Source organism: Fluviicola chungangensis, from assembly GCF_007558725.1.
In the GTDB taxonomy this organism is placed as follows: Bacteria; Bacteroidota; Bacteroidia; order Flavobacteriales_D; family Crocinitomicaceae; genus Fluviicola; species Fluviicola chungangensis.
Window position 1 is genome coordinate 702,629 of sequence record NZ_VLPL01000001.1, and the last position, 22,076, is coordinate 724,704.

Sequence of the window (22,076 nt, forward strand, 5' to 3'; positions counted from 1 at the left end):
TTAATGATGGTATTTCTGATACTCTTTCACAAAATCCGTCACCAAATAGCTTAAAGTTTTCCCTACGATAAGCTCTTCCAATTCATTTTTAGGAGCCGCCTCAGGCAAATGCAGGTAACATACTTTCTCAAGAGTAGCCATTTTACGTATGTAAATTCGAGCCTGATCAACACTAATACCCGATGGGGTAAACGCACTCGAAGGCATATATGCTATGGAATCCATGTCCAACTCCACTCCCATCATGGTCTGAAAGTGCGAATCATAAACCTTATCTATATCAGCCTGAAACTTAAACGGTTTTTCCAGCCAGGACTCATAAAACGTAAAAAATGCATTCATCTGATGCAAATGATCCAGTATAAACTGGTTGTTATAGGATTCATGCAGCCCCAAAACGGAATAATGTCCCAAAAAACCATATTCATATGCATAGGAGAACGGGTTTCCCGAATGCCTCCCTTCCATTGCCCGCACATCTGCATGGGGATCCATGTTCACTACCGATATTGCAAGACTTTTTGATTCCGAAACTCCCTTGATAATAGGATATGCATTGTTGTGACCTCCTCCGATAACAATCGGGATCCCATTGCAATCCGCTACTTCCTTCACCCAATTGGAAACCAAATAATCCAAATCATCCACATGCATATGGGAAATGGCATCTATCGGGTCTTTTAGCTCTATAAATCCATGAATACAAATAGAATTCCCGTTTAAGAACTGGTTGGATTGTACGGCAAGAAAACGCAAAATAAAGGCTTCAAAAGCGCCGCCAGAACCTCCTTTACCAGCATTTAGACGCGGTCCGATATCCTCTTTTATGCCCAGAATATGAAATTTCTTCTCCTTCCAGCTGTCCGACTTGCCTCTGTACAATACATTCTGACCGATACGGATTTCACCGTCGCGTTCTGTCAGCCAAGCCTTCAAATGAGCTTCTTCCGGTAATTGCAGCTTAAAAAAAGTCGATTCAAGCATGGTGTTTTTCCATTAATTCAACAAATGCAGCAGGAGGCGCTATCGGCTTCATGTTCTCTTTTGAAACAAAAACCAGCGTTGTTTTTGCTTTGCTTAAACACTCCTGTTTTTCATTATAAAGTGTATACTCAAAAAACAAGCGCGGCCCTTTCAACTCCGTAATTGCCGTAACGATGGTCAGCTCATCATCATACAAAGCAGGCTTAAAGTAGTCTACTTCAAAATGACTGACAGGCAGCATCACCCCGCTTTCCTCCAATTCACGATAACTCATTCCCAGTGAACGCATCGCTTCCACTCTTCCCACTTCAAAATACGCCGCATAATTTCCATAATAGCAATACCCCATCTGGTCAGTTTCACCATATCTCACGCGTACTTTTGTGGGGAATTCAAATGAAGTTTTCATGAATTTCTAAGTTCTAAATAAAACGTGGTTAAATGTCGTAACTATTTTTCAGATTTTCTGTTAGAAATTAAAAGCGTTAAAAAGTATATTTCGGCTACATTAATTCAAGGTTATTGCAATCTAATTTTGTACCTTTGAGAAAGGGCGATTTTTTCCATTTAAATATTAAAATTTAACATTTAACTATAAAATCTGCATACTCATCGAACAATCAATAGGTTTTAAGATAATTCAAAGAAGATGTTAAAGGATTACTTCAATACAAAGCAAAACTTTTCAAATAATCAACCCCTAAACAACTTTTTTTTTCACTTTTTTATGAGAATATTTGCTCACTAAAAAATTCAGAGGCTTAACACTTAAGCTATGAATCTATTACGCTGATATTTTTTTTATTAACATAGTATTATAAACTTTTAAAATACCCTGCTAAATGAGTGCCAACCATGACGCTATTTGGAATTCCTGTCTGAAAGTTATCAAGGATAATTTACCGATTCAAGCTTACAAAACTTGGTTTGAACCGATTGTTCCCGTAAAACTTGAAAACAACATTCTGACAATACAAGTTCCATCTCACTTTTTTTACGAATGGTTGGAAGAGCATTACATTACTTTGTTGAAAAAAGTAATTAAGAAAGAGCTCGGTCAGGAAGGGCATTTGGAATACAGTATTGTGATGGAAAATTCTGCCAGTAATTCAAATCCTTACACCGTTAAGCTTCCTGCCTCCAATAAAAAAGCGGTGAAGAATGCGCCTGTTAACATGCCTTTGAATATCAGTGACAATCCGATCAAAAATCCGTTTATCATTCCAGGATTGAAGAAGGTGAACGTTGATTCCAACCTGAATCCTGCTTATTCGTTCGAGAATTTTGTAGAAGGTGATTGCAACCGATTGGCACGTTCTGCCGGTTATGCTGTAGCAAACAAACCGGGAGGAACAGCTTTTAACCCCTTGTTGATTTACGGAGGTGTTGGATTGGGTAAAACACATTTGGCACATTCGATTGGTATTGGTGTTAAAAACCAATTCCCAAATAAAACTGTATTATACGTCAGTTCTGAAAAGTTTGCCCATCAGTTCATTGATGCTGTGCGGAATCAAACAACCAATGACTTCATTCACTTCTATCAAATGATCGACGTGCTGATCATTGATGATGTTCAGTTTTTCTCGGGAAAAGAAAAGACTCAGGACGTGTTCTTCCATATCTTCAACCATTTACACCAAAATGGAAAACAAATCATTTTAACATCGGATAAACCGCCTGTTGAAATGCAGGGAATGGAGCAGCGCTTGTTATCCCGTTTTAAATGGGGATTGTCTGCAGATCTTTCTACTCCGGATTTAGAAACACGTATTGCAATCATGGAAAAGAAAATGTATGGCAGCGGAATCGAACTTCCTCGTGAAGTAGTTGAATACCTGGCATACAGTATCAATACAAACATTCGTGAAATGGAAGGCGCCATGACCTCTCTTCTTGCTCAAGCTTCATTGAACAAAAAAGCGATCACACTTGATTTGGCAAAACAAATGATCGATAAGTTTGTGAAAAATACTGCCCGCGAAGTTTCGATTGATTACATCCAGAAAGTAGTTTGTGATTACTTCGACCTGCCGATTGAGATGCTAAAGTCAAAGACACGTAAGCGTGAAGTGGTTCAGGCTCGTCAAATTTCAATGTATTTCTCCAAGAAAATGACAAAATCATCCTTAGCCAGTATCGGCGCACATTGCGGAGGAAAAGACCACGCAACAGTACTTCATGCTTGCAGAACGGTGATTAACCTTTCTGAAACAGACAAACAGTTCCGGGTTTACCTGGAAGATTTGGAAAAGAAATTAACTATTCAATAATAGCGGAATGGCTTTCAGAAATGGAAGCCATTTTTGTTTTGAGTAAACAATCATTAAAACACTCTTTGATTATTAGCTGTTCATTTTGAAACTTGGGGAATTCGGAAATTCGGGTGTTCCCAAAGATACGAACAGATTTTAGAATAATTCACTAATTATCAATTGTTTAGAAAACAAACCCTCCGTTATTTCACACGTTATTAATATTCATTTCGCCTTCACTCACATTCTTCATACCTTTGTACCGCATGTCGGAAAGCAAATTCAAAACCATTTCAGAACTCAGTGAAGGATTCTACAAAGAAAAAGGATCTAAGTTCCTTGCATTTGCCATTCCCTGCAAAACCGAAGACGAAATCAAAGAGCATATTCAGCGTCTTCGGAAGGAACATTACCAGGCCGTTCATGTTTGTTCTGCCTTTCGATTAGGAAGCGACAAGAAAAAATACCGTGCAAGTGATGACGGAGAACCTTCCAACTCTGCAGGCGCTCCGATTCTTGGACAGATTCAGTCGTTTGATCTGACAAATATCCTGATTGCTGTTGTCCGTTATTACGGCGGTATAAACCTCGGAGTTGGGGGATTGATCAATGCTTACAGAACGGCTTCAAAAGATGCATTGGAAAACGCCCAAATCATTGAACAGGAAGATGAAATACTGATCACTTTACAGTATGATTATAGTGAAATGCCACAGGTCATGTCTGTCTTGAAAAATAGTCCCGCAAAGATTATCGAACAGGATTTTCAACTATCTTGTAAACTAAGTATCCAAGTACCGGTTTCAGAAATGAATTTACTAGAGCAGTTTTCAGAATTAAATTTACTCTTACCGGAAGAAAAACATATCAGAATCGAAAATCATGGAATTATCCAATAGTCAATTACTCCAGGAGATCATCCGTATCCAGGGAGTCGCCAGCGATGAATCCCGCATCAAATCATTTATCAAAGATTACGTCCTTAAACACCAAGGGTACTGGAAATCAAAACCACACATCATTGACGGAACCGGGTTCCAGGATGCTTTGATCCTCGTTTTTGGAAATCCGCGAACGGCTGTATATGCACATATGGATACCATTGGTTATTCGGTAGGATACGAAAACGAATTGATTCGTGTGGGTGGTCCAAAAAATATAGACGGGACCATACTGGTTGGGAACGACTCCCATGGAGTTGTAGAGGGTGAATTGATGATTTTCGAGAACGAGTACAATCAGCAACGCTTGCAATTATCCTGCGAACGAGCTGTTGACCGGGGTACTTTGCTTTCGTTTAAGCCACATTTCAAAGAAACAAAGGAATATGTGCAATCACCTTACCTGGATAATCGCCTGGGAGTGTATGTAGCGCTTCAATTGGCTGAAACGATGGAAAACGGGGCAATTGTATTTTCAACTTATGAAGAACACGGAGGGAATTCCGTCGGTGCCTGTGCAAAATACCTGATGAATAATTACGAAGTATTTCAAGCACTGATCTGTGACATTACCTGGGTTACTTCCGGCGTTGTTCACAAAGGAGGAGTTGCAATTTCGATGCGCGACAGCATGCTTCCAAGAAGAAAATACCTAAATAAAATCCTGAAGATCGCAAATGATTCAGGGATTAAATTCCAGTTGGAAGTGGAATCTGCCGGAGGAAGTGACGGTTCTGTACTTCAAAAATCAGATCTGCCGATCGACTGGTGTTTTATCGGAGCTCCGGAAGACAATGTTCATACTCCGGCAGAAAAGGTTTACAAGAAGGACATCGAATCCATGATTGAATTATACCGTGTATTAATGGATCAGCTGTAATTAGCGGACAGCAAATGCTTCTTTGATCTCAATGACCTGAAATTCGGAACAAGTGGTCGCCTTTTCATCGAGAACTTTAAACTTTAGTTTCAGGCGCAATTTATCTACCTGGAATTTGGGATCTAAATTCACAGGAGAGAACTTACGTTTCGATTCACCGGATAAAACCCCGATAACGATTCCGCAATCCAGCATCTGCACTTCCCCCAAATAATACGTATCATTGGTTTCACCTGTTGTATGATGAGTTTCTTTGTCCGGGTCGGTCATTTCTTTAGGAGGATGACAAGAAGTCACGAATCCAAGAACGAATATGAATAGTATAATTTTAGTCATTATTTTACCTGTTTTCTAATACATTTTTCCCTGCAATGGCAGCAGTTGTCCAGGCAGCCTGGAAATTAAATCCGCCCGTTACTCCATCAATATCGAGGATTTCTCCCGCAAAAAAGAGTCCCGGAACTTTTTTCGACTCCATTGTTTGTACATTGATCTCGTTCAGGTCAACCCCGCCTGCAGTTACAAATTCTTCCTTGAAAGTTGTTTTCCCTTCCATGGAATATACATCATTTACCAGTATTTCCAGTAACTTATTCCGGTGTTTCAATGTCAGCTCCGAACATTTGAACTGATTTGGAATGCCTGCTTTATCCACAAGATACACCCATAATCTCGATTTGATGGTATAAAGAGGAGTATTTACAACTAATTTATTGGATTTTATAAATTCATTGATTACTCCCCGGACCGATTCCTGGTTTTCTTCTCCTGTCCAATTAACTGCTATTTGAGACTGGTATCCTTTCGATTCAAAAATTCGTGCTCCGAATGCGGATGATTTCAACACGGCCGGGCCACTCATTCCCCAATGGGTGATTAACAATGGTCCATTCGAAGCCCATTTTTCTCCGATTATTTTCACCAGGGCACTTTCCTGGACAATTCCCATTAACTCCTTAATCGGTTCATTTGGCATATTGAAGGTAAATAGGGATGGAACCGGAGGAACAATCTTTAGGTTAAATTCCTTCAGCAATTCAAATCCGGAAACCTTGGGTTGTCCACCGGTTGTAACGATTACTGTTTTGGAATAGTAAGTACCATCCGGAGTTTGGACTTCAAACAACCCGGAGTCTGTTTTCTTGATCAATTCAACGCGTTGGTTCAACAGCAATTGAACCTCCTTTTTCTTCAATTCGTTTAAAAAACAGTCAATGATGGTTTGGGAATCATTGCTTACAGGGAAATAACAGCCATCGGGGTATAATTTCAGAGGAACGTCCTTACTTTCCAGCCACGCTTTCATATCCGAACTGGTAAATTGGTAAAATGCCTTTTTCAAAAATCGCTCACCTCTCGGATAATGGGTTGATAATTCTCCGGGCTCGGAAATCACATTGGTCACATTGCATCTTCCACCTCCTGAAATCTTGACTTTCGCCAAAGGTTTGGAACTCCTTTCCAGAATGGCAATTCTTGCCTGTTTAAAGTTTTCAGAAGCTTTAATTGCTGAAAAACATCCCGCTGCTCCCGCACCGATCACCAAAACATCCCATTCTTTCATGGATCAAAAATAAGCACAAAAAAAGACCCTCCGAAACGGAAGGTCTTTTTAATGGGGATTCCGAACGAGTTTCAGTGCATAATTTGAATGTTTTTACGAACACTTTGTCCCTCCGAATAAATCTCAATGATATACGATCCTGCTTTTAACGAAGCGGTCTGAATTGTTTCGTGATTTCCGTTCAAAAATTGGTTCGTCCACACTACTTTTCCATCCAAACCAATAATCCGGATCGATTCTGCAGTTCCATTTGAAACAACAACCTGTAGTTCCTCATTTGCAGGATTCGGATAAACTGAAAACTCCATATTCAGATCCTCTATTCCCAAAGGTCCATTGGCAACCTGAACGGCATGCTGATACGTTGCATAATTCTGCTTCGTCGCAGTAACTATCAGGTAATCATTTGTTGTGAGTGTCGGAAAAGTGATCACTGCCTGCCCTCCGGATGAAATCGCTGATCCCAGAAGTACATTGTTCTGTGAAACGGCTACCAGGGCCCCATCTACATCACACGTTGCCGTAATTGAGGTGGTATTCATCGGAACATTTCCAGTGTGTGTCACCGTTATCGGCAGTGTTTGCTTATTCCGGAACATCGCGGAAGGATCTCCGAATAAAACCCAGGTTTGCATCACCTCCACTCCGCTCCCGGACGGATACTCTTCCAGCATGGACATTTGTGAATTATAGAATAATCCTCCCAGGGTTGTTTTATGGTTTCCCGGATAGGTTTCACCGATAATTGCCGCCATCTCATCCTGTGTTTGCATCGGCTCCGCCCAAGCCATTAAAATAGAAGATCCGGCAGCTCCGATTGCTCCCGAAGGAGTTCCGTTTTTAGTGGCTCGTGTCCAGGCCTCTGAAATACATGTTCCGGACGTAAAGGTCCCGTTATTGCATGCAACCGATATAACAAAAGGATATTTCCCGTTGTTTGTCGCTTGATTCACATGTGTACTTTGAAAATTTCCGGTCACGCACAAATTCACGTCACCATGGCCGGTGTAGTTGAACAAACCGACTCCATTGTTCACAGCCGGCAAAATGATTCCCGAATTGGGGCTGCCTGTTGCATCTGCTCCACCATGTGAGCCATCGTAAAATTCTGCCACTTCAGAATATCCGTAATCCATCAGGACCGTACGGATATTTCTCAAATGTTGCCAATCCGGTTCTCCATCGTCACCAATTCCGTCTCCTTCATTCGAGCCCAGGCCGATCGCTTTTTCCATCCAGTCACCAGCCATCGGATTCTTTTCATATTCGAGCGTTCGGTCAACCATTGTCGTAATGTTTGTTTCCGTACCGGAAAAACGCCCGACGAACAATTCCGGATAGTAGTCACTGCCTGCTAATTGTCCGTAGTAAGAATCGGAATACAGGTTTTCACCTCCCGACATTCCATAGGTATGAGCCGGGATATCGTCGTGGTCCCCAACCAATAAAACATACACCAGTTCCGGGTGTATTGAATAGTAGTTTTGAATGTAAGCCTGGATATCTGTATCAGTAGTCCCTGTTGCAGCAGTTGAGACCAAAACAGAACGGATTCCTTTCTGATTTTTCCAATTCACCAAAGGAGTAATTTCTTCTATCATGGCCGGAGCAGCGATGAAAAGCATACTTCCGCTTTCTTCCATCGGAACATATTTCTCCGATTTTGGGTTCAGAACAAACTTTTGTTGCACTGGCTGCATAACAGGATCAGTTTGCCCGCTCAATTCATTCACCCCATGGATTCCGGTGTTCTTTTTCACCTGAATATGAATCCCCTTGTAAACTACCAGTTTCTTAGTAACCGGATTGTATTGGTACGGAGAAACTTCTACAACAACACCTCGCATGGATCTCCAAATAAATGGAGTTTTCAGATTAACCGGCTCAGCAGGATAAAATGCATTTGAACTATATGCAGCTCCAAATGAATAAGCAACAGAAGATGGCGCTACATTTCTTTTCATACTCCCTTTTGAAGGTGCAACAAGCACATTGTCATAGATAATCACCTCATCAAAAGTCACTTCAATTTGCGGACTTCCATTATCCGGAAGCTGAACGGTGGTGTGGAACAAGGGAAGAGCAGGAGCACCTTTCTCTTGTGATAGCACACGAAAAGATTTGGAAAAATCGATCATCATTTGCCCATTAATTTCCTTGTAATCAAAGGATTTTTCTTCAAACTGCTGTACGAGCCTGATCGATTCCGAATCTTCTGATTTTAGCTGAAAATATTGGGCTTGGGAAATAAATGATCCAAGTAAAATGGAACATAATGAGAGGAGAGTTTTTTTCATTTTTTTGTTTTAGCTCTTCCAAGTTACTGATTCTTATGAAATATGATGAATAATTAACAAAAGAAAAAGGCCACTAGTCAACTGACTGATAGCCTCTTTCCCTTAACCTGTAGATGTTAATAATTGATCCGTTACATCTTTTAACGCCGGATGCGGGAAAAGGTTTCAAAAAAACTGAATTTTTATAAAAAGAGTGAAAAGTGACTTGAGTCACCTTTTCTTCGGGTTGGTGTTTCTAACTTTGTGTATTGTTAAAAATGAATGAAGCATGTTGTTTGGTAAAGGGTCAAAGTTGAATAGCATTTTTAAGATGAAATGCCCCAGATGTCAGGAAGGAGATTTTTTCATTTCTCACCCCTATTCCATGAAAAATATTGGAAAAACGTACACCTATTGCCCCAGTTGCGGCTTGAAGTATGAAAAAGAAATTGGGTTTTACTATGGCGCCATGTATGTTTCTTATGCCTTAGGAGTTGCGCTTTTCGTTACCTGCTGGGTCAGCATTAATTTGTTTTTTCCGGATTCAAATGTCTTTCTTCAGATCGGGGTCATTTCCGGGCTTTCTATTTTCCTTAGCCCTTACCTGTATGCCCTTTCAAAGATCATTTGGGCAAACATTTTCTTTTCATACGATCCGGAAGCGATTAGTAAATTCAAAGAAAGTTCAAAAAGTTAAAATGGAAAATGGTTCAATCTATATATTCAAAGTGTTTAAGCTTCATTTTGAACATTTGAACATTTGAACATTTGAACATTTGAACATTCTATACAAACAAAAAATCCCCCAGCCGGCAAACTGAGGGATCACATTCAAACTACAAAACAATTATTGAAGGATGACATTTCGATCTTTCGGATACTTAATCTTAAACGAGTAGGTAAATTTATCCGTGACTTTGGTTTTCAAATCAATTGTCCAGGTTAGTTTTCCCGTCGTTTTGTCATAATTTGCTTTACCCGTGTTGATCGCTTCTATAACGATTTCCCCATTACTGGTTACAGGGACCTGGTCTTCGATAACCAATTCGACCGTATTCGCTTTCAAATTCTTAACCGAGATTTCATATGCATACGTGCGTTCAATGTCATTGCCGATCACTTTTTCCTTGTAATCTTTTTTCAGCAGGATTCGTTTGGCAAGGATATTGGGATCTTTGCCCAAACTCAATTTCAGGGTATCGTTCATGGTCGTCGGATCAATATAGGTTTCCCCGATATAAGTTCCGTCAAAGAAAATATTTGCATTGGCAGGGACCAATTGTAAATCTTCCAGTTTCAATACTTCTGCCACCAGGAACACTCCCGGATCAATTTTAGGAACCGTATAGTAACGATAATTAGCCGTCAGATCCACATTTCGTACCAAAACCAAATGACTTTCATCGTTACTTTCAATCGTGTACGGCAAATCTATTTTGTATTCTGCTGACAATACCCGGTTGATTACAGTTGTGAAATTTGCCGCCGTCTCACTTTCCAAATCCATAGCTCCGACAGCATTACTAGTCGCTTTTTTCTCATAGGAGACGGAAGGCGCCGCAGTAAGACCGTAGCTGTTCATACGCCCATTAATAGCTTCAAAATTGTAATAATCTACATACCAAGGATGTAAATCAGGCTTGATCTTGTTTTGATACGGATCGTTCGTGGATAAAGTCAATTGTACATCATTCCATTCTTCACCCGTATTTTGCTGAATATTTGCCTTATACGCCAGGTTCACTTTCCCGGAGGTAATTTCACTTCGAATGTCATATGTCGGAATCCAGGAAGCGCCGGAAGCCAGGTAAGAAACAGCCAGCCGGCCTGCAACAACTTCTTTGGATTGGAGTGTTACAATGATCCGGTGAATCGGACCTGCCGGAACTTTTGGCGCGTTGGAAGACTGGTAATTCTGTAAGTCAACCATGCGGGCATTCATTTCCTGTAAAATGCCGTTTTTCGCTTTCAGTCGTTTGTTCAGCAGTTGTAACTTCTTATTGATCTCGTTCATTTTCAACTGGTAATAATCCATTGCTTGTTTCAACAGTTGAATGGAGTCGTTCACTTTCCCTTGCCCGCGGATTGCACCGTTATTCGTCAAAATGGTCTTGGAAGTATTCAACACATCGATCTCATCCTGGATTTCTTTGATGTCGAATTGGATAGTACTGATTGAATCCTGTAACAAGTTGATATCTTTGCGGATTTTTAATGGAAGCCCTTCCAATTTGATTTTTTCCGGCTCGGGGTAATAAACCTGGTACTTGGAATCAATCAGGACCACATTCCCGAAAGCTTTCACCTGTAAACTTTTCGGATCGATATTCGGACTCACACCTTCAATGATCAATTCCGTAATGCCGGGTTTTACATTGAAATTCGCCTTCCGGTAAATTTGTGCACCATTGGTGTAAACAGTTACTTCACTAATGGAAGATTTGATAATCTCTTTGTCGTTGGCTGCAAGTGAACCGAAACTTGGGAGAATGGCCAGGAGGACAATAACTACTCTTTTCATAGGAATCAATTTCCCTGCAGTACTTCCGGAAGGATAATTCGTTCAAAGGAATTTTAACAAAAAGAAAAGAAGTGGTGTTCAAAATAAATACATCTACTTGATTATCAGATTTATATATTTTTACTGCAAAGAGAAAAAGAAGCAAAGATTCACAACCCTAATACCTTTGCGATCTTTCATTCTTCGTGGTGAAATTAAATCAACGCCTTTATCTCTGAAATAATCCGGTCCGCCAAATCAGAAGCTGCCTGCGCGTCCTTGCTTTCCGTATAGACTCGAATGATTGGCTCGGTATTGCTCTTACGCAAATGAACCCATTCTTTCCCGATATAGATCTTCACTCCGTCAACAGTATCCACTTCTTCGTTTTTGTATTTGTCGGCCATTTTGAGCAAAATTCCATCCACATCGATCCCGGGAGTCAGGTCGATTTTCTTTTTCGCCATTTCGTAATTGGGATAAGAGGCACGAAGTTCGGTCATGCTCACTTTCTTATGTGCCAAATGGGATAAAAACAAGGCAATTCCAACCAATGAATCTCTTCCGTAATGCAATTCCGGGTAAATGATTCCTCCGTTCCCTTCACCACCGATCACTGCATTGGTTTCTTTCATTTTCACTACCACATTCACTTCTCCAACTGCCGAAGCATGGTAATCACAACCAACTTCTTCGGTAATATCTCTCAATGCCCGTGTAGAACTCAAATTGGAAACCGTTGCTCCCTTTCTTTTGGAAAGAATATACTCGGAAACAGCAACCAGCGTATATTCTTCACCAAACATGGAGCCGTCTTCATTGACCAAGGCCAACCGATCAACGTCCGGATCTACCGTAATTCCCAGATGAGCTCCTTCGGAAACCACTCGTGCAGATAATTCAACCAAATGTTCCTTTAATGGCTCGGGATTATGCGGAAAATGCCCCGTTGGATCACAATACATTTCAACGATATCGGTTACTCCTATTTTACGAAGCAATTGCGGAACGGAAATTCCGCCGGTTGAGTTCACTGCATCAACAACCACTTTGAAATTGGCATTTTTAATTGCCGGGATATCCACATCCGAAAGCGCGCAAATTGCGTCAATATGTCGTTCGATAGCCTGAGTATCTGAAGTTACTTTCCCGAGATCATCTACCTCAGCAAAGACAAAACTTCCTTCGGTTGCAATTTTCAACAACAATTCACCTTCCGCGCCGGAAATAAATTCCCCCTTGCTGTTTAACAATTTCAAAGCATTCCATTGTTTCGGGTTGTGAGAAGCCGTTAAAATAATTCCCCCGTTTGCCTGGTGATATGGAACGGCCATTTCAACCGTTGGCGTGGTTGACAAGCCCAGATCAACCACCTCAACTCCCAATCCAACCAAGGTCTGAATAACGAGTGCCGAAATCATTTCACCTGAAAGTCGTGCGTCTCTCCCTACAACAACTTTCAACTTTCCGTTATCTGAAACGGATTTCAACCAAGTCCCGTAAGCTGCTGCAAACTGCACCGCATCAATAGGTGTTAAATTGTCTCCCGGAAAACCTCCGATGGTTCCTCTGATTCCTGAAATGGATTTGATTAATGTCATGTCAATTAAAAATTCTTTTTAAGTTCGATCATGCGCAAAACAGTCACCGCTGCTTCCACACCCTTGTTTCCGTGTTTTCCTCCTGCCCTGTCAATGGATTGCTGCTCCGTGTTATCGGTTAACAAACAAAATCCGACCGGTTTGTTGTACTTTAAAGTCACATCAACGATTCCCTGGGTTGTTCCGGAACAGACAAAATCAAAATGCCTGGTTTCTCCCTGGATCACTACGCCAATGGCAATGACCCCGTCGATTTGGTCATTCTGTGCCAGCCATTGCGCTCCCAAAGGCAATTCAAATGCTCCCGGCACTTGTTTTACATGAATGTTTGATTGGTTCACTCCTGCATTCAAAAGAGTTTCCATCGCTCCTTCCAGCAATTTGGAAGTAATATGACCGTTCCATTCAGAAACAACAATGCCGATTGAAAAATCGGCACCGTTTGGAATTGTATCTTGATCGAACGCTGATAAGTTTTTTAAACTTGTAGCCACGTTTCTTGTTTATTTATTGGATACTCTGGCAATGTATTTGTCAATCGTTTTTTGTTGACCGAACATGTAGTAATCCTGATTTATTCTTTCGTAAAGTTCTTTCGCCTTGGCGTAGTCTTTAATTTCTTCCGCAACCTGACCCGCCTTGAACAAATAAGTCGGAGTTGTCCACTCGTTCTCATTTACTTCCGCTGCATCAATATACAGTTCCATCGCATCTTTGTACTTACCTAATTCACTGTAACAGTCCCCCTGTAAACCAAGTGCCATTGCAGGACCGTAAGTATCTTTCAGTTTCACACCTTCCAATAACTTCAAAGCTTTTTGGAAATCTCCTTTCGCCATATACTGACGAGCCAATGTAAATTCGGCAACTTCACCACCCTGATACCCGTCATTTTTCTTAACGAACGGTTCCAACTCCGCAATGGCTGCATCTACCGAGTCCTTTGCCGCCAGGTTCAACCCGCGGTAGTAACCTTCATTTGCTTTCTGGTTATTGGGAGCATAAACAAATTGTTTATAAAGAATGTATCCAAGAATTCCAACGATTAATCCAACCACTGCGAAAGTGATCATACGAAGTCTTTTATTCTCTTTGAATTGACGTTTAATATCATTAAAACTGGTAGTTCCTGCCATTTGAAAATTTATTTAAGCGTTGCAAAAATAATCTTTTTTTCGAATTAGAAATTGAAACTTATTAAAAGGTGAAAGTTAATTAGGAATTGAGAATAGAAAATTGAAAGATTTGAGAATGTTCAAAATAGTTCAATTTGAATTAAAAGGAAAGATCGCTCCTTTTCATCCCGATAATTATCGGGAGTCAATTTTACATTTTCCATTAAAAAAAGTATACCTTTGCCCCGTTTTAGGTTCGATTGTAAGTTTGCAAAAGACAATAGGGAATTCGGTGAGAATCCGAAACTGTATCTGCAGCTGTAACTCTTATCAAACGGTCTTCATAATATCCACTGTCAGCCGCGGTTGATGGGAAGGAGAAGTAACCGGAGAGAAGTCAGAATACCTGCCTGAAACGCGAATGAATGAAGACTTCAGATTAAAGTCGGGTTCGAAATGGGAGGTTCTTCTCCCAATTTGTTCTTATTCTCTGATTTTTTCATTTGCTTTTTTACTCACTTTTAAATGCTTAAAGGCAATGAAAAAAATGTTACTTGCAGTTAGTGTGTGCTGCATCCAATACACACAAGCCCAAACAGTCGTTACTTTTGACGACTTAACACTTGCTCCCAACACGCATTGGGATGGTTCAGATTCCACTTTAGGATTTACTTCCGGGGGAGTTTATTTCGAAAACTCGTATGATTTTGATTGGGATTACTGGTCCGGTGGATTCATCTACTCCAGTTCAACGGATGTAACTACAGCCGGTTATACCAATGACTTTTCCGCATATACCGGAACAGGTGGAAACAGCAGCCAGAATTATGCGATCAATTACGGTGGAACCGGGATTGATTTCGGAACGGAAAAAGTACTGAGCAGTATTCAACTAACGAATACGACTTATGCAGCTCTTTCCATGCGCGACGGCGACATGTTCGGAAAACAATTCGGTTCTGTGAACAATGCACAGGGAAATCCGGATGGTACGAACGGGGAAGACTGGTTTCGTCTTTTAATTATTGGGAAAGATGCTCAAAGTAATGTGACCGATACTGTTATTTTCTACCTGGCTGATTATCGTTTTGCCAACAACACGGAGGATTACATCGTAGATACCTGGCAAACTGTGGACTTAACTGCACTTGGTGGAGTCCAGTTTTTGGAATTCGAATTGGAATCATCCGACCACAACGCACAGGGAATCCTGACTCCAGCTTACTTCGCTTTGGACAATATTGTTTACGGAACAGCCGGAATGAACACTTTGAATCGTGTAAACCAGGAAGTTTATCCGAATCCGGGAACTGGTAAATTCACCGTAAAATCTCCAAACGGGCAAATCAATGTATACGCATTGTCGGGAGAATTGATCTTGTCTCAAACAACAAATGGAATCGGGGAAATTGATCTAAGTTCAGTTCAGTCCGGAACATACATCATTGAAACAAGTACTTCCGAAGGAATTGCAAGAACACACATCAGTAAGATCTAATTGTTCCTCAAACTTTACATACCGACCCTTTTGATTATAACCTCTTGTCCGGTATTCGGACAGGAGGTTAAACCTATTGAAGAAGTTGTTATTTCACCGGTTAACGAGAAGGAAAACAGTATCCGGATTGACTTGTCAAAGGACAAGATCCAAAACAAACTGGCCAATGACCTGGGGCAAATTCTCAGCTTGCTTCCTGGTCTTCAGGTCAAAAACTACGGAGATGTCGGCGGACTAAAAACCGTCAGTTTTCGAAGCTTGGGTGCAGCTCATACTGCATTGGTCCAGGATTACTCGCTGGTTTCAACCACGCAAAGCGGTCAGGCAGACCTCAGTTCATTTCCGGTCGATTTCATTGAAAAACTGGAACTAATCACACTTTCCCCTACCCGAACTGAAATTCCAATCCATGCCAAGCTGGCAGGTGTGGTTGTCAATGTGGAATCCGTTCATTCCTATGTGGGAACCAATCAGCGAAACCTCATCCTGGGCGCCCAGGCAGGTTCATTTGATCAATACGAGGGGTATTTGATGCTTCAGAAAAGATCGAAGAAATGGGCGGGAACTTTAACCGGTAAGATCCGGTCGTATGGAGGTGCTTATCCATATACGTACCTGAATGGAAATACAACGATTAAAGACCGGAGAGAAAATAATAGCTTGCAGGAATACTTCGGGACCGCATCGGTGCAGTTTTCACCCAGTCAAAACCACCGGTTTCAACTTCGAATCTCCGGGAATGACTACAAAAAAGACCTGGCAGGGGCTGTTATTTTCTATAACAGTAATGCTGCACAATATTTAAACGGTTACGGACTGAATGGAACGATAAATCATCAGTTCAAAAAAAATCGCTGGAATGTCTTCTCTTCACTGAATTATCAAAAAAACAACCTACAGTACCTGGATTCCACCTACCTGAACACACTTGGCTACCTCGATTCGCGTTATTATTCCCGGCAATTCGATCTGCAGTCACAAGCAGCTTATTCTATTACAGAAAAATGGGGCATCCTGATCGGAAGCTCACTGATATCGGAAGAATTGAAAGGAAAACTACTCGTTGGAAATCCCTATCGGAACACTTCAGAAAGTGTACTCGGAATCGAATGGAAAGCAATCGGGAAAATTTTGGCCCAAGTTGGCTTACAGGGCGTTTTCGAGAAACGCGATACTGTACTTAACAGCCAGTGGAACATACTGCCGGCTGTTTCCTGGAGTTTTGACCTTGGAAGCCGGAACAAAATAGGAATGGTATACCGCTATACCTGCAGGCAGCCTTCTTTCAATGAATTGTACTATCAACAAATCGGGAATACCAAACTCAAATCGGAAAAGGCACACATCGCTTCCGTGCGTTACGATCTGACACTTCCATTTAAAAGAGGAATCTTGCAAACAATGATCCAGCCGTTTTATGCATATGTTTACGATAAGATCCTCGCAATTCCAACCAAAAACCTGTTCATCTGGAGCATCCAAAACATTGGAATATCCGACGCAGCGGGAGTTGAATTTACGGAATTGATCCAAAAAAAAATGAAGCAGCATACGCTTGGAATGCGAATCAATTATACTTTCCAATACACGCAAGATATCAGTGATCCAAAAAGTCCGACTTACCGTCACATCTTAAGTTACGCTCCCTTACATTCAGGGAGTGTTGAACTGGATTACACCTGGAAAAAACTGAGTTTTTTCATTCTGACATCATACCTGGGGGAACGCTACGCATTGAATCAAAACATCCCTGCTAATTTACTGGAAGACTATTTGTTACTGGATGCAGGTGCTTCATACACTCAAAAATTAAATCAAAGCGAACTGACACTTCGTTTGACGGTCAATAACATAACCAACAAGCAATACAATTACATCAATTACTTTGTAATGCCGGGAACTCATTTCAATATCAGACTTCAATATGCGCTATAAAATTCTTCCCATCGTATTCATCGCTATCCTCGTTTTTTCCTGCAAAAAGAAAAAAGCAGGCGAACCGGATGCGCCGCAAACCCTTCATCATGGAATACTCGTTTTAAATGAAGGGCTTTTCCAGCAGAACAATGCCTCAATGGGATGGTTTAGTTTTTCGGATAATTCCTATACCGGTAATTTCTTTGAACAAAAAACAAACCGCTCATTGGGAGATACCGGCAATGACATGAAGAAGTACGGTGGAAAGATCTACGTTATCGTAAATGTTTCCAGCACAATTGAAGTATTGGATGCTTCAACCGGAAACAGCATCACTCAAATTTCGATGGTGGCCAATGGAACTCCGAAACAACCGCGCTACGTTGCATTTTACGGACCGAAGGCGTTTATCACTTGCTATGACGGTTACGTCGATGTACTGGATACCCTCTCTTTGAACATTACAAACCGCATTCCGGTCGGAGCAAATCCGGAAGGACTGGCAATAAGCAATGGAAAACTATTTGTAGCGAACTCGGGAGGTCTGAACTCCCCGAATGTTGACAGCACCGTATCCGTCATTGACCTGGGAAATTTGCAAGAGATTACGCGAATTACCGTGGGTAAAAACCCGGGATCCGTCCAAACGGATTTGAACGGTGATGTATATGTGATTTCGCGCGGTGATTACGCTTCTGTCCCGTCCCGTATGCACCGCATTGATGCCATCACGAATACATTGGTGCAATCCTTTCCATTCGATGCAAGCGGAATCTCCCCCTTCAATTCCAACTTCCTGATCTCGTATCATGATTTCAGTTCGGGAAGCAACCAAATTGCACTATTTGATCCCAATACCGAAACAATAATTGATCCTCAATACATTCCGACTTCAGGAATTCAAACGTTATACGGTGTCCAATATTCTGATATGACCAACAGGATCTACTGCCTGGATGCAAAAAATTATACCGTAACCGGGCAGGTTCATGTTTTTTCTCCAAACGGTGTTTTTGAAACAAGTTATAACGTAGGGTTAAACCCGGCAAGTATTTTAATTTATGAATAAGTTCATCCTCATCCTGGTTTTCGTTCCCGGATTTTTACATGCTCAAAGCTTTCATCCTGCTCCCGGAAATCCCGGTACCAATGCCATTGGAAAAGACAGTTCCTGTTTTGTTTCCTGGGCAAGCGGCGGAACTGTAACAAGGGGTTATCTCAATATTGCCGATACAACTATCGTGGCAAGTGGATCCAACAAGGCCAGTTACGGAAACCTGAATTTGGCATTGGGTCCAGCAACAGGATCTATTACCGATGTGCTTTCTTTGGGCGACAGTGGAGTTGCAACCTTGAGTTTCGATCAGTTTATTATGGATGGACCCGGGTATGATTTTGCGGTTTTTGAAAACGGATTTACGGATGATTATCTTGAAATGGCACACGTAGAAGTCAGTTCTGATGGAATTCACTTTTTCCGGTTTCCTTCCACCACTGAAATTCCGCTTACACCCCAATCATCCAATGCAAGCTATACCGATTGCAGAATGATCGATAACCTGGCAGGGAAATTCCGCCTGGGTTATGGAACTCCTTTTGATTTGAGCGATTTGCCAAACGATCCGGACCTGAATAAATCAGCAGTGACGCTGGTTCGCATTATTGACGTAATCGGCTCTATTTCAGGACACGTAACGACGGATCAGTACGGAACCGTAATCAATGATCCGTATCCGACCGCTTTCGAATCCGGAGGGTTCGACCTGGAAGCAATCGGGATCATCAATGGAACACTCGGATTAACCGAATTGGAATTATTGGAAGTACATGCATTTCCAAATCCCACAACCGATCAACTGCAGGTTACACTTGCCGGCCGGGCTTACTTAAATTTCTATTCTCCGGAAGGAAGACTGCTTCTTGCACTGGAACACACAGATTCAAGCCACATTTCCTTACACGAATTTGCTGCCGGTGTGTACCATTTACTGGTAACCCAAAACGGTAAGCAACGGCATTTGGACATTTTAAAGAAGTAGAAATCGGTAGCAGATTGACGGAAGAATCTGGAAATGAGTGGATCAACAAAAAAATATGTATTTTCAATTATTATTGAAAATATTGTATATATTTGATTCATGGAATTAGAGCAAGCCAAACAGCAATTCATTCAAACCTGGGGAAATTTTGGGACACAATGGGGGATCAACCGTTCCATGGCGCAGGTCCATGCACTGCTAATCGTGAGTGACAGTCCGCTTTGTACGGAAGACATTATGGAACGGTTATCTATTTCGAGAGGAAATGCCAATATGAATATTCGCGAACTGACAAACTGGAATTTAATTTACAAGGAAAGTATTGCCGGTGACCGAAAGGAATACTTCCGTGCAGAAAAAGATATGTGGGAAGTTGCAAAGCGCATTGTAAAAGAACGCAAACGAAGAGAGTTGGAACCTCTGCAGCAACATCTGGCAGAACTCAAAAAAGTGGAACAATCCTACGAATCAATTTCTTTCGTTGCAACCATTGAGAACATTGAACGTTTGGTCAGCAGACTGGATTCATTGTCGGGTACTTTAATGAAAGCAGACGAACACGTGTTCTTTGGAAAAATATTGAATTTATTCAAATAGAAGGAGCCAATTCCTTTTTTTTGAATCAAATTTTCAAAATATATTGAAACTTTTGAATTAACAATAAATAAAAACATCATGGAAAACATCTCTCTTCTTTACGACGAAGATTGCCCACTCTGCCGCTGGTATACCCGCATCTTCGTAAAATACAAACTCCTGGATGAAAATGGCAGAATTCCTTACGTAGAGTATATCTTACAGCACCCCGGAGAAGTAAACACAGACATCGCTCAAACAAAAATTGCCTGTGTAAATCACCAAAGTCATGAAATCCGTTACGGGATAGACGGATTACTCATGCTCCTTGGTCATCATTCACGGATTATAAAAGTTTTGGGGAATTTCAAACCCATTAACTTATTCTTAAAAGTTCTTTACCTGCTTTTTAGTTATAACCGGAGAATATTTGCTCCCGTCATGAGAAAAAGTGAATTTGAATGTAATTGTGAACCTCCCAGATCCATTTTATGGAGAACCAACTTTATTCTGCTGATGAGTTTTATCACTTATATAATTGTTAACTGGTATTTCCATCAATTCCTCAATGGGCACCTGACCAATACAGCACCAAACGATCTAATCCTGCTTGCAGCACAAATCGGGTTCCAATGGCTGGCCTTTCTTCTTCTCCATCAAAAAAACAGTTATGATTACATCGGACACTTGGTCTTTGTTTCTTTTTTAGGCGCTCTGCTGCTGCTTTTTTTCGGAATAGGAATCCAATTCGTAAATCTCTTCGGAATTGAAACCCATTTCCTCGCTGTTGCCTGTTACGGAATTACCCTTGCATTCATGTTCTTTGAACATAAGAGGCGTGTTGCACTGAAAGGATGGACCCGGACATTAAGCATCAGCTGGATCCTTTTCAGAGTTTGTATTTATCCGCTCGTTTTCCAACTTTAACGCTTCATATCATGAAAAAAATCATCCTCTTTGCTGCCAATGGATTTATCGGAGAATCTATTATTGATTATACAAAAACGAATCAAAAAGACTATCAAATCATTGCTGTTTCCCGAAAACCAATACCTCAATTACCCGAAGGATATAAACAGGTTCGATGGGACGGGAAAACATGCGGTCCCTGGACAAAAGAACTTGAAGGCGCTGATCTTGTAATCAATCTTGCCGGAAAATCAGTCAATTGTCGCTATACGAAAAAAAACAAAGCAGAAATTTTTGCTTCCAGGCTGGACAGCACACGGATTATCGGGGAAGCAATCCAGGATTGTAAGCAGAAACCAATCTGTTGGATCAATATAGCCAGTGCGACAATTTACGAGCATTCGCTGGAACGCCCCAACACCGAAGAGACGGGTCTGATCGGAAAAGGGTTCTCCGTCCATGTTTGCAGAGCCTGGGAAAAAGCTTTTTTTGCATTCAGAGATCTTCCTACCAAACAAATTCTTTTGCGGTCCACCATTGTTCTGGGCAAAAACGGTGGTGTTTATCCGGTATTAAAAAAACTCGCCCGGTTGGGTTTGGGAGGAAAAATGGGAAAAGGAAACCAACTGATCAGCTGGATCCATATTCACGATTTTTGCAGAGCACTCTTTTTTGTCTCCGAAAGTACTTCAAGTTCGTCCATTTACAATATCGGATCTCCCAATCCGGTCCGGAATGAGCTTTTTCAAAAAGAGTTGCGCAAAAGTCTTCATATCCCCTATTTTATCAATCAAACGCATTGGATGTTAAAAACCGGAGCACTTCTCATTGGGACAGAAACTGAGTTGATCTTAAAAAGCAGGTATGTTTTCCCACAGAATTTCATTGATCAGGGATTTCTGTTCAGGTTTCCCACTATTCAATCCTGTCTGGATGATCTAAATCATTAATGCTTAAACACGTGTTATTTCAATAGATTTTTTTAGACATCTAACAGCTTGAATCAAATTCATGATATTTT

General features: G+C 41.1%; 20 protein-coding genes and 1 riboswitch. Of the genes, 11 read left to right on the forward strand and 9 right to left on the reverse strand.

Annotated features, from left to right (window positions below; translation table 11 throughout):
• Positions 1-984 (reverse strand): formimidoylglutamase, encoded by a 984-nt coding sequence (locus FO442_RS03365; protein ID WP_144331725.1) that lies wholly within the window; start codon positions 982-984, stop codon positions 1-3.
• The gene (locus FO442_RS03370) at positions 977-1,393 is read right to left on the reverse strand and encodes an acyl-CoA thioesterase (RefSeq protein WP_144331726.1); all 417 of its coding nucleotides are present in this window, start codon (positions 1,391-1,393) and stop codon (positions 977-979) included. Before FO442_RS03370 ends, FO442_RS03365 begins: the two co-directional genes overlap by 8 nt.
• A gap of 433 nt (positions 1,394-1,826) precedes the next feature.
• Between FO442_RS03370 and dnaA the strand changes: the two genes are divergently transcribed.
• From dnaA to FO442_RS03385, 3 genes are all read left to right on the forward strand, one after another.
• Complete coding sequence (dnaA, locus tag FO442_RS03375; RefSeq protein ID WP_144331727.1) at positions 1,827-3,257, forward strand: chromosomal replication initiator protein DnaA; 1,431 nt, start codon at positions 1,827-1,829, stop codon at positions 3,255-3,257.
• A gap of 248 nt (positions 3,258-3,505) precedes the next feature.
• Positions 3,506-4,138, forward strand: coding sequence for an IMPACT family protein (locus FO442_RS03380; RefSeq protein ID WP_144331728.1), 633 nt, complete (start codon positions 3,506-3,508; stop codon positions 4,136-4,138).
• Positions 4,122-5,060 carry an aminopeptidase gene (locus tag FO442_RS03385; protein WP_144331729.1) on the forward strand — a complete coding sequence of 313 codons (939 nt, stop codon included), beginning with the start codon at positions 4,122-4,124 and terminating at the stop codon, positions 5,058-5,060. The genes FO442_RS03380 and FO442_RS03385 overlap by 17 nt, the downstream gene beginning before the upstream one ends.
• On the opposite strand, the gene FO442_RS03390 is transcribed toward FO442_RS03385, so the two are convergent.
• The 3 genes from FO442_RS03390 to FO442_RS03400 all read right to left on the reverse strand — a co-directional run bounded on the left by FO442_RS03390 (position 5,061) and on the right by FO442_RS03400 (position 8,921).
• Complete coding sequence (locus tag FO442_RS03390) at positions 5,061-5,396, reverse strand: hypothetical protein (protein WP_144331730.1); 336 nt, start codon at positions 5,394-5,396, stop codon at positions 5,061-5,063.
• A gap of 4 nt (positions 5,397-5,400) precedes the next feature.
• Complete coding sequence (locus FO442_RS03395; RefSeq protein ID WP_144331731.1) at positions 5,401-6,624, reverse strand: BaiN/RdsA family NAD(P)/FAD-dependent oxidoreductase; 1,224 nt, start codon at positions 6,622-6,624, stop codon at positions 5,401-5,403.
• Positions 6,625-6,695: 71 nt separating this feature from the next.
• Positions 6,696-8,921 carry a C25 family cysteine peptidase gene (locus FO442_RS03400; protein ID WP_144331732.1) on the reverse strand — a complete coding sequence of 742 codons (2,226 nt, stop codon included), beginning with the start codon at positions 8,919-8,921 and terminating at the stop codon, positions 6,696-6,698.
• Positions 8,922-9,285: 364 nt separating this feature from the next.
• On the opposite strand from FO442_RS03400, the gene FO442_RS03405 reads away from it, so the two are divergent.
• Positions 9,286-9,597 carry a DUF983 domain-containing protein gene (locus FO442_RS03405; protein ID WP_246073805.1) on the forward strand — a complete coding sequence of 104 codons (312 nt, stop codon included), beginning with the start codon at positions 9,286-9,288 and terminating at the stop codon, positions 9,595-9,597.
• Positions 9,598-9,747: 150 nt separating this feature from the next.
• Here FO442_RS03405 and FO442_RS03410 read toward each other — a convergent pair whose 3' ends face one another.
• The 4 genes from FO442_RS03410 to FO442_RS03425 all read right to left on the reverse strand — a co-directional run bounded on the left by FO442_RS03410 (position 9,748) and on the right by FO442_RS03425 (position 14,137).
• Positions 9,748-11,421 carry a DUF4139 domain-containing protein gene (locus FO442_RS03410; protein ID WP_144331734.1) on the reverse strand — a complete coding sequence of 558 codons (1,674 nt, stop codon included), beginning with the start codon at positions 11,419-11,421 and terminating at the stop codon, positions 9,748-9,750.
• Positions 11,422-11,615: 194 nt separating this feature from the next.
• Positions 11,616-13,001, reverse strand: a complete 1,386-nt coding sequence (gene glmM, locus FO442_RS03415) for a phosphoglucosamine mutase (protein ID WP_144331735.1) — start codon at positions 12,999-13,001, stop codon at positions 11,616-11,618.
• A gap of 5 nt (positions 13,002-13,006) precedes the next feature.
• On the reverse strand, positions 13,007-13,495 hold the full coding sequence (ribH, locus tag FO442_RS03420; RefSeq protein ID WP_144331736.1) for a 6,7-dimethyl-8-ribityllumazine synthase: 489 nt from the start codon (positions 13,493-13,495) through the stop codon (positions 13,007-13,009).
• Between the two features lie 9 nt (positions 13,496-13,504).
• Entirely contained in the window at positions 13,505-14,137 is a 633-nt protein-coding gene (locus FO442_RS03425) for a tetratricopeptide repeat protein (RefSeq protein ID WP_144331737.1), read from the reverse strand.
• Positions 14,138-14,351: 214 nt separating this feature from the next.
• Positions 14,352-14,544, forward strand: a riboswitch (cobalamin riboswitch).
• Positions 14,545-14,654: 110 nt separating this feature from the next.
• On the opposite strand from FO442_RS03425, the gene FO442_RS03430 reads away from it, so the two are divergent.
• The 7 genes from FO442_RS03430 (at position 14,655) to FO442_RS03460 (ending at position 22,005) form a co-directional block, all read left to right on the forward strand.
• On the forward strand, positions 14,655-15,614 hold the full coding sequence (locus FO442_RS03430; protein ID WP_186279860.1) for a DUF4465 domain-containing protein: 960 nt from the start codon (positions 14,655-14,657) through the stop codon (positions 15,612-15,614).
• Between the two features lie 30 nt (positions 15,615-15,644).
• A complete protein-coding gene (locus tag FO442_RS03435) occupies positions 15,645-17,549 on the forward strand; it encodes a TonB-dependent receptor (RefSeq protein ID WP_186279862.1) in 1,905 nt (634 codons plus the stop codon).
• Complete coding sequence (locus tag FO442_RS03440) at positions 17,539-18,600, forward strand: YncE family protein (RefSeq protein WP_144331740.1); 1,062 nt, start codon at positions 17,539-17,541, stop codon at positions 18,598-18,600. Before FO442_RS03435 ends, FO442_RS03440 begins: the two co-directional genes overlap by 11 nt.
• Positions 18,593-19,570 carry a T9SS type A sorting domain-containing protein gene (locus tag FO442_RS03445; protein WP_144331741.1) on the forward strand — a complete coding sequence of 326 codons (978 nt, stop codon included), beginning with the start codon at positions 18,593-18,595 and terminating at the stop codon, positions 19,568-19,570. The genes FO442_RS03440 and FO442_RS03445 overlap by 8 nt, the downstream gene beginning before the upstream one ends.
• 99 nt (positions 19,571-19,669) lie before the next feature.
• Positions 19,670-20,167 (forward strand): GbsR/MarR family transcriptional regulator, encoded by a 498-nt coding sequence (locus FO442_RS03450; protein ID WP_144331742.1) that lies wholly within the window; start codon positions 19,670-19,672, stop codon positions 20,165-20,167.
• Positions 20,168-20,245: 78 nt separating this feature from the next.
• Positions 20,246-21,073 carry a hypothetical protein gene (locus tag FO442_RS03455; RefSeq protein ID WP_144331743.1) on the forward strand — a complete coding sequence of 276 codons (828 nt, stop codon included), beginning with the start codon at positions 20,246-20,248 and terminating at the stop codon, positions 21,071-21,073.
• Positions 21,074-21,084: 11 nt separating this feature from the next.
• Positions 21,085-22,005, forward strand: coding sequence for a TIGR01777 family oxidoreductase (locus FO442_RS03460; RefSeq protein WP_186279864.1), 921 nt, complete (start codon positions 21,085-21,087; stop codon positions 22,003-22,005).
• Positions 22,006-22,076: the final 71 nt, after the last annotated feature.

Excerpts from the sequence above, each read along its gene's own strand:
- glmM (WP_144331735.1), bottom strand. The coding sequence starts at position 13,001 with ATGACATTAATCAAATCCATTTCAGGAATCAGAGGAACCATCGGAGGT.
- FO442_RS03365 (WP_144331725.1), bottom strand. The coding sequence starts at position 984 with ATGCTTGAATCGACTTTTTTTAAGCTGCAATTACCGGAAGAAGCTCAT.
- FO442_RS03455 (WP_144331743.1), top strand. The coding sequence starts at position 20,246 with ATGGAAAACATCTCTCTTCTTTACGACGAAGATTGCCCACTCTGCCGC.
- FO442_RS03370 (WP_144331726.1), bottom strand. The coding sequence starts at position 1,393 with ATGAAAACTTCATTTGAATTCCCCACAAAAGTACGCGTGAGATATGGT.
- FO442_RS03380 (WP_144331728.1), top strand. The coding sequence starts at position 3,506 with ATGTCGGAAAGCAAATTCAAAACCATTTCAGAACTCAGTGAAGGATTC.
- FO442_RS03450 (WP_144331742.1), top strand. The coding sequence starts at position 19,670 with ATGGAATTAGAGCAAGCCAAACAGCAATTCATTCAAACCTGGGGAAAT.
- FO442_RS03395 (WP_144331731.1), bottom strand. The coding sequence starts at position 6,624 with ATGAAAGAATGGGATGTTTTGGTGATCGGTGCGGGAGCAGCGGGATGT.
- FO442_RS03405 (WP_246073805.1), top strand. The coding sequence starts at position 9,286 with ATGAAAAATATTGGAAAAACGTACACCTATTGCCCCAGTTGCGGCTTG.
- dnaA (WP_144331727.1), top strand. The coding sequence starts at position 1,827 with ATGAGTGCCAACCATGACGCTATTTGGAATTCCTGTCTGAAAGTTATC.
- FO442_RS03410 (WP_144331734.1), bottom strand. The coding sequence starts at position 11,421 with ATGAAAAGAGTAGTTATTGTCCTCCTGGCCATTCTCCCAAGTTTCGGT.
- FO442_RS03425 (WP_144331737.1), bottom strand. The coding sequence starts at position 14,137 with ATGGCAGGAACTACCAGTTTTAATGATATTAAACGTCAATTCAAAGAG.
- FO442_RS03390 (WP_144331730.1), bottom strand. The coding sequence starts at position 5,396 with ATGACTAAAATTATACTATTCATATTCGTTCTTGGATTCGTGACTTCT.
- FO442_RS03445 (WP_144331741.1), top strand. The coding sequence starts at position 18,593 with ATGAATAAGTTCATCCTCATCCTGGTTTTCGTTCCCGGATTTTTACAT.
- FO442_RS03460 (WP_186279864.1), top strand. The coding sequence starts at position 21,085 with ATGAAAAAAATCATCCTCTTTGCTGCCAATGGATTTATCGGAGAATCT.
- FO442_RS03430 (WP_186279860.1), top strand. The coding sequence starts at position 14,655 with ATGAAAAAAATGTTACTTGCAGTTAGTGTGTGCTGCATCCAATACACA.
- FO442_RS03400 (WP_144331732.1), bottom strand. The coding sequence starts at position 8,921 with ATGAAAAAAACTCTCCTCTCATTATGTTCCATTTTACTTGGATCATTT.
- FO442_RS03440 (WP_144331740.1), top strand. The coding sequence starts at position 17,539 with ATGCGCTATAAAATTCTTCCCATCGTATTCATCGCTATCCTCGTTTTT.
- FO442_RS03385 (WP_144331729.1), top strand. The coding sequence starts at position 4,122 with ATGGAATTATCCAATAGTCAATTACTCCAGGAGATCATCCGTATCCAG.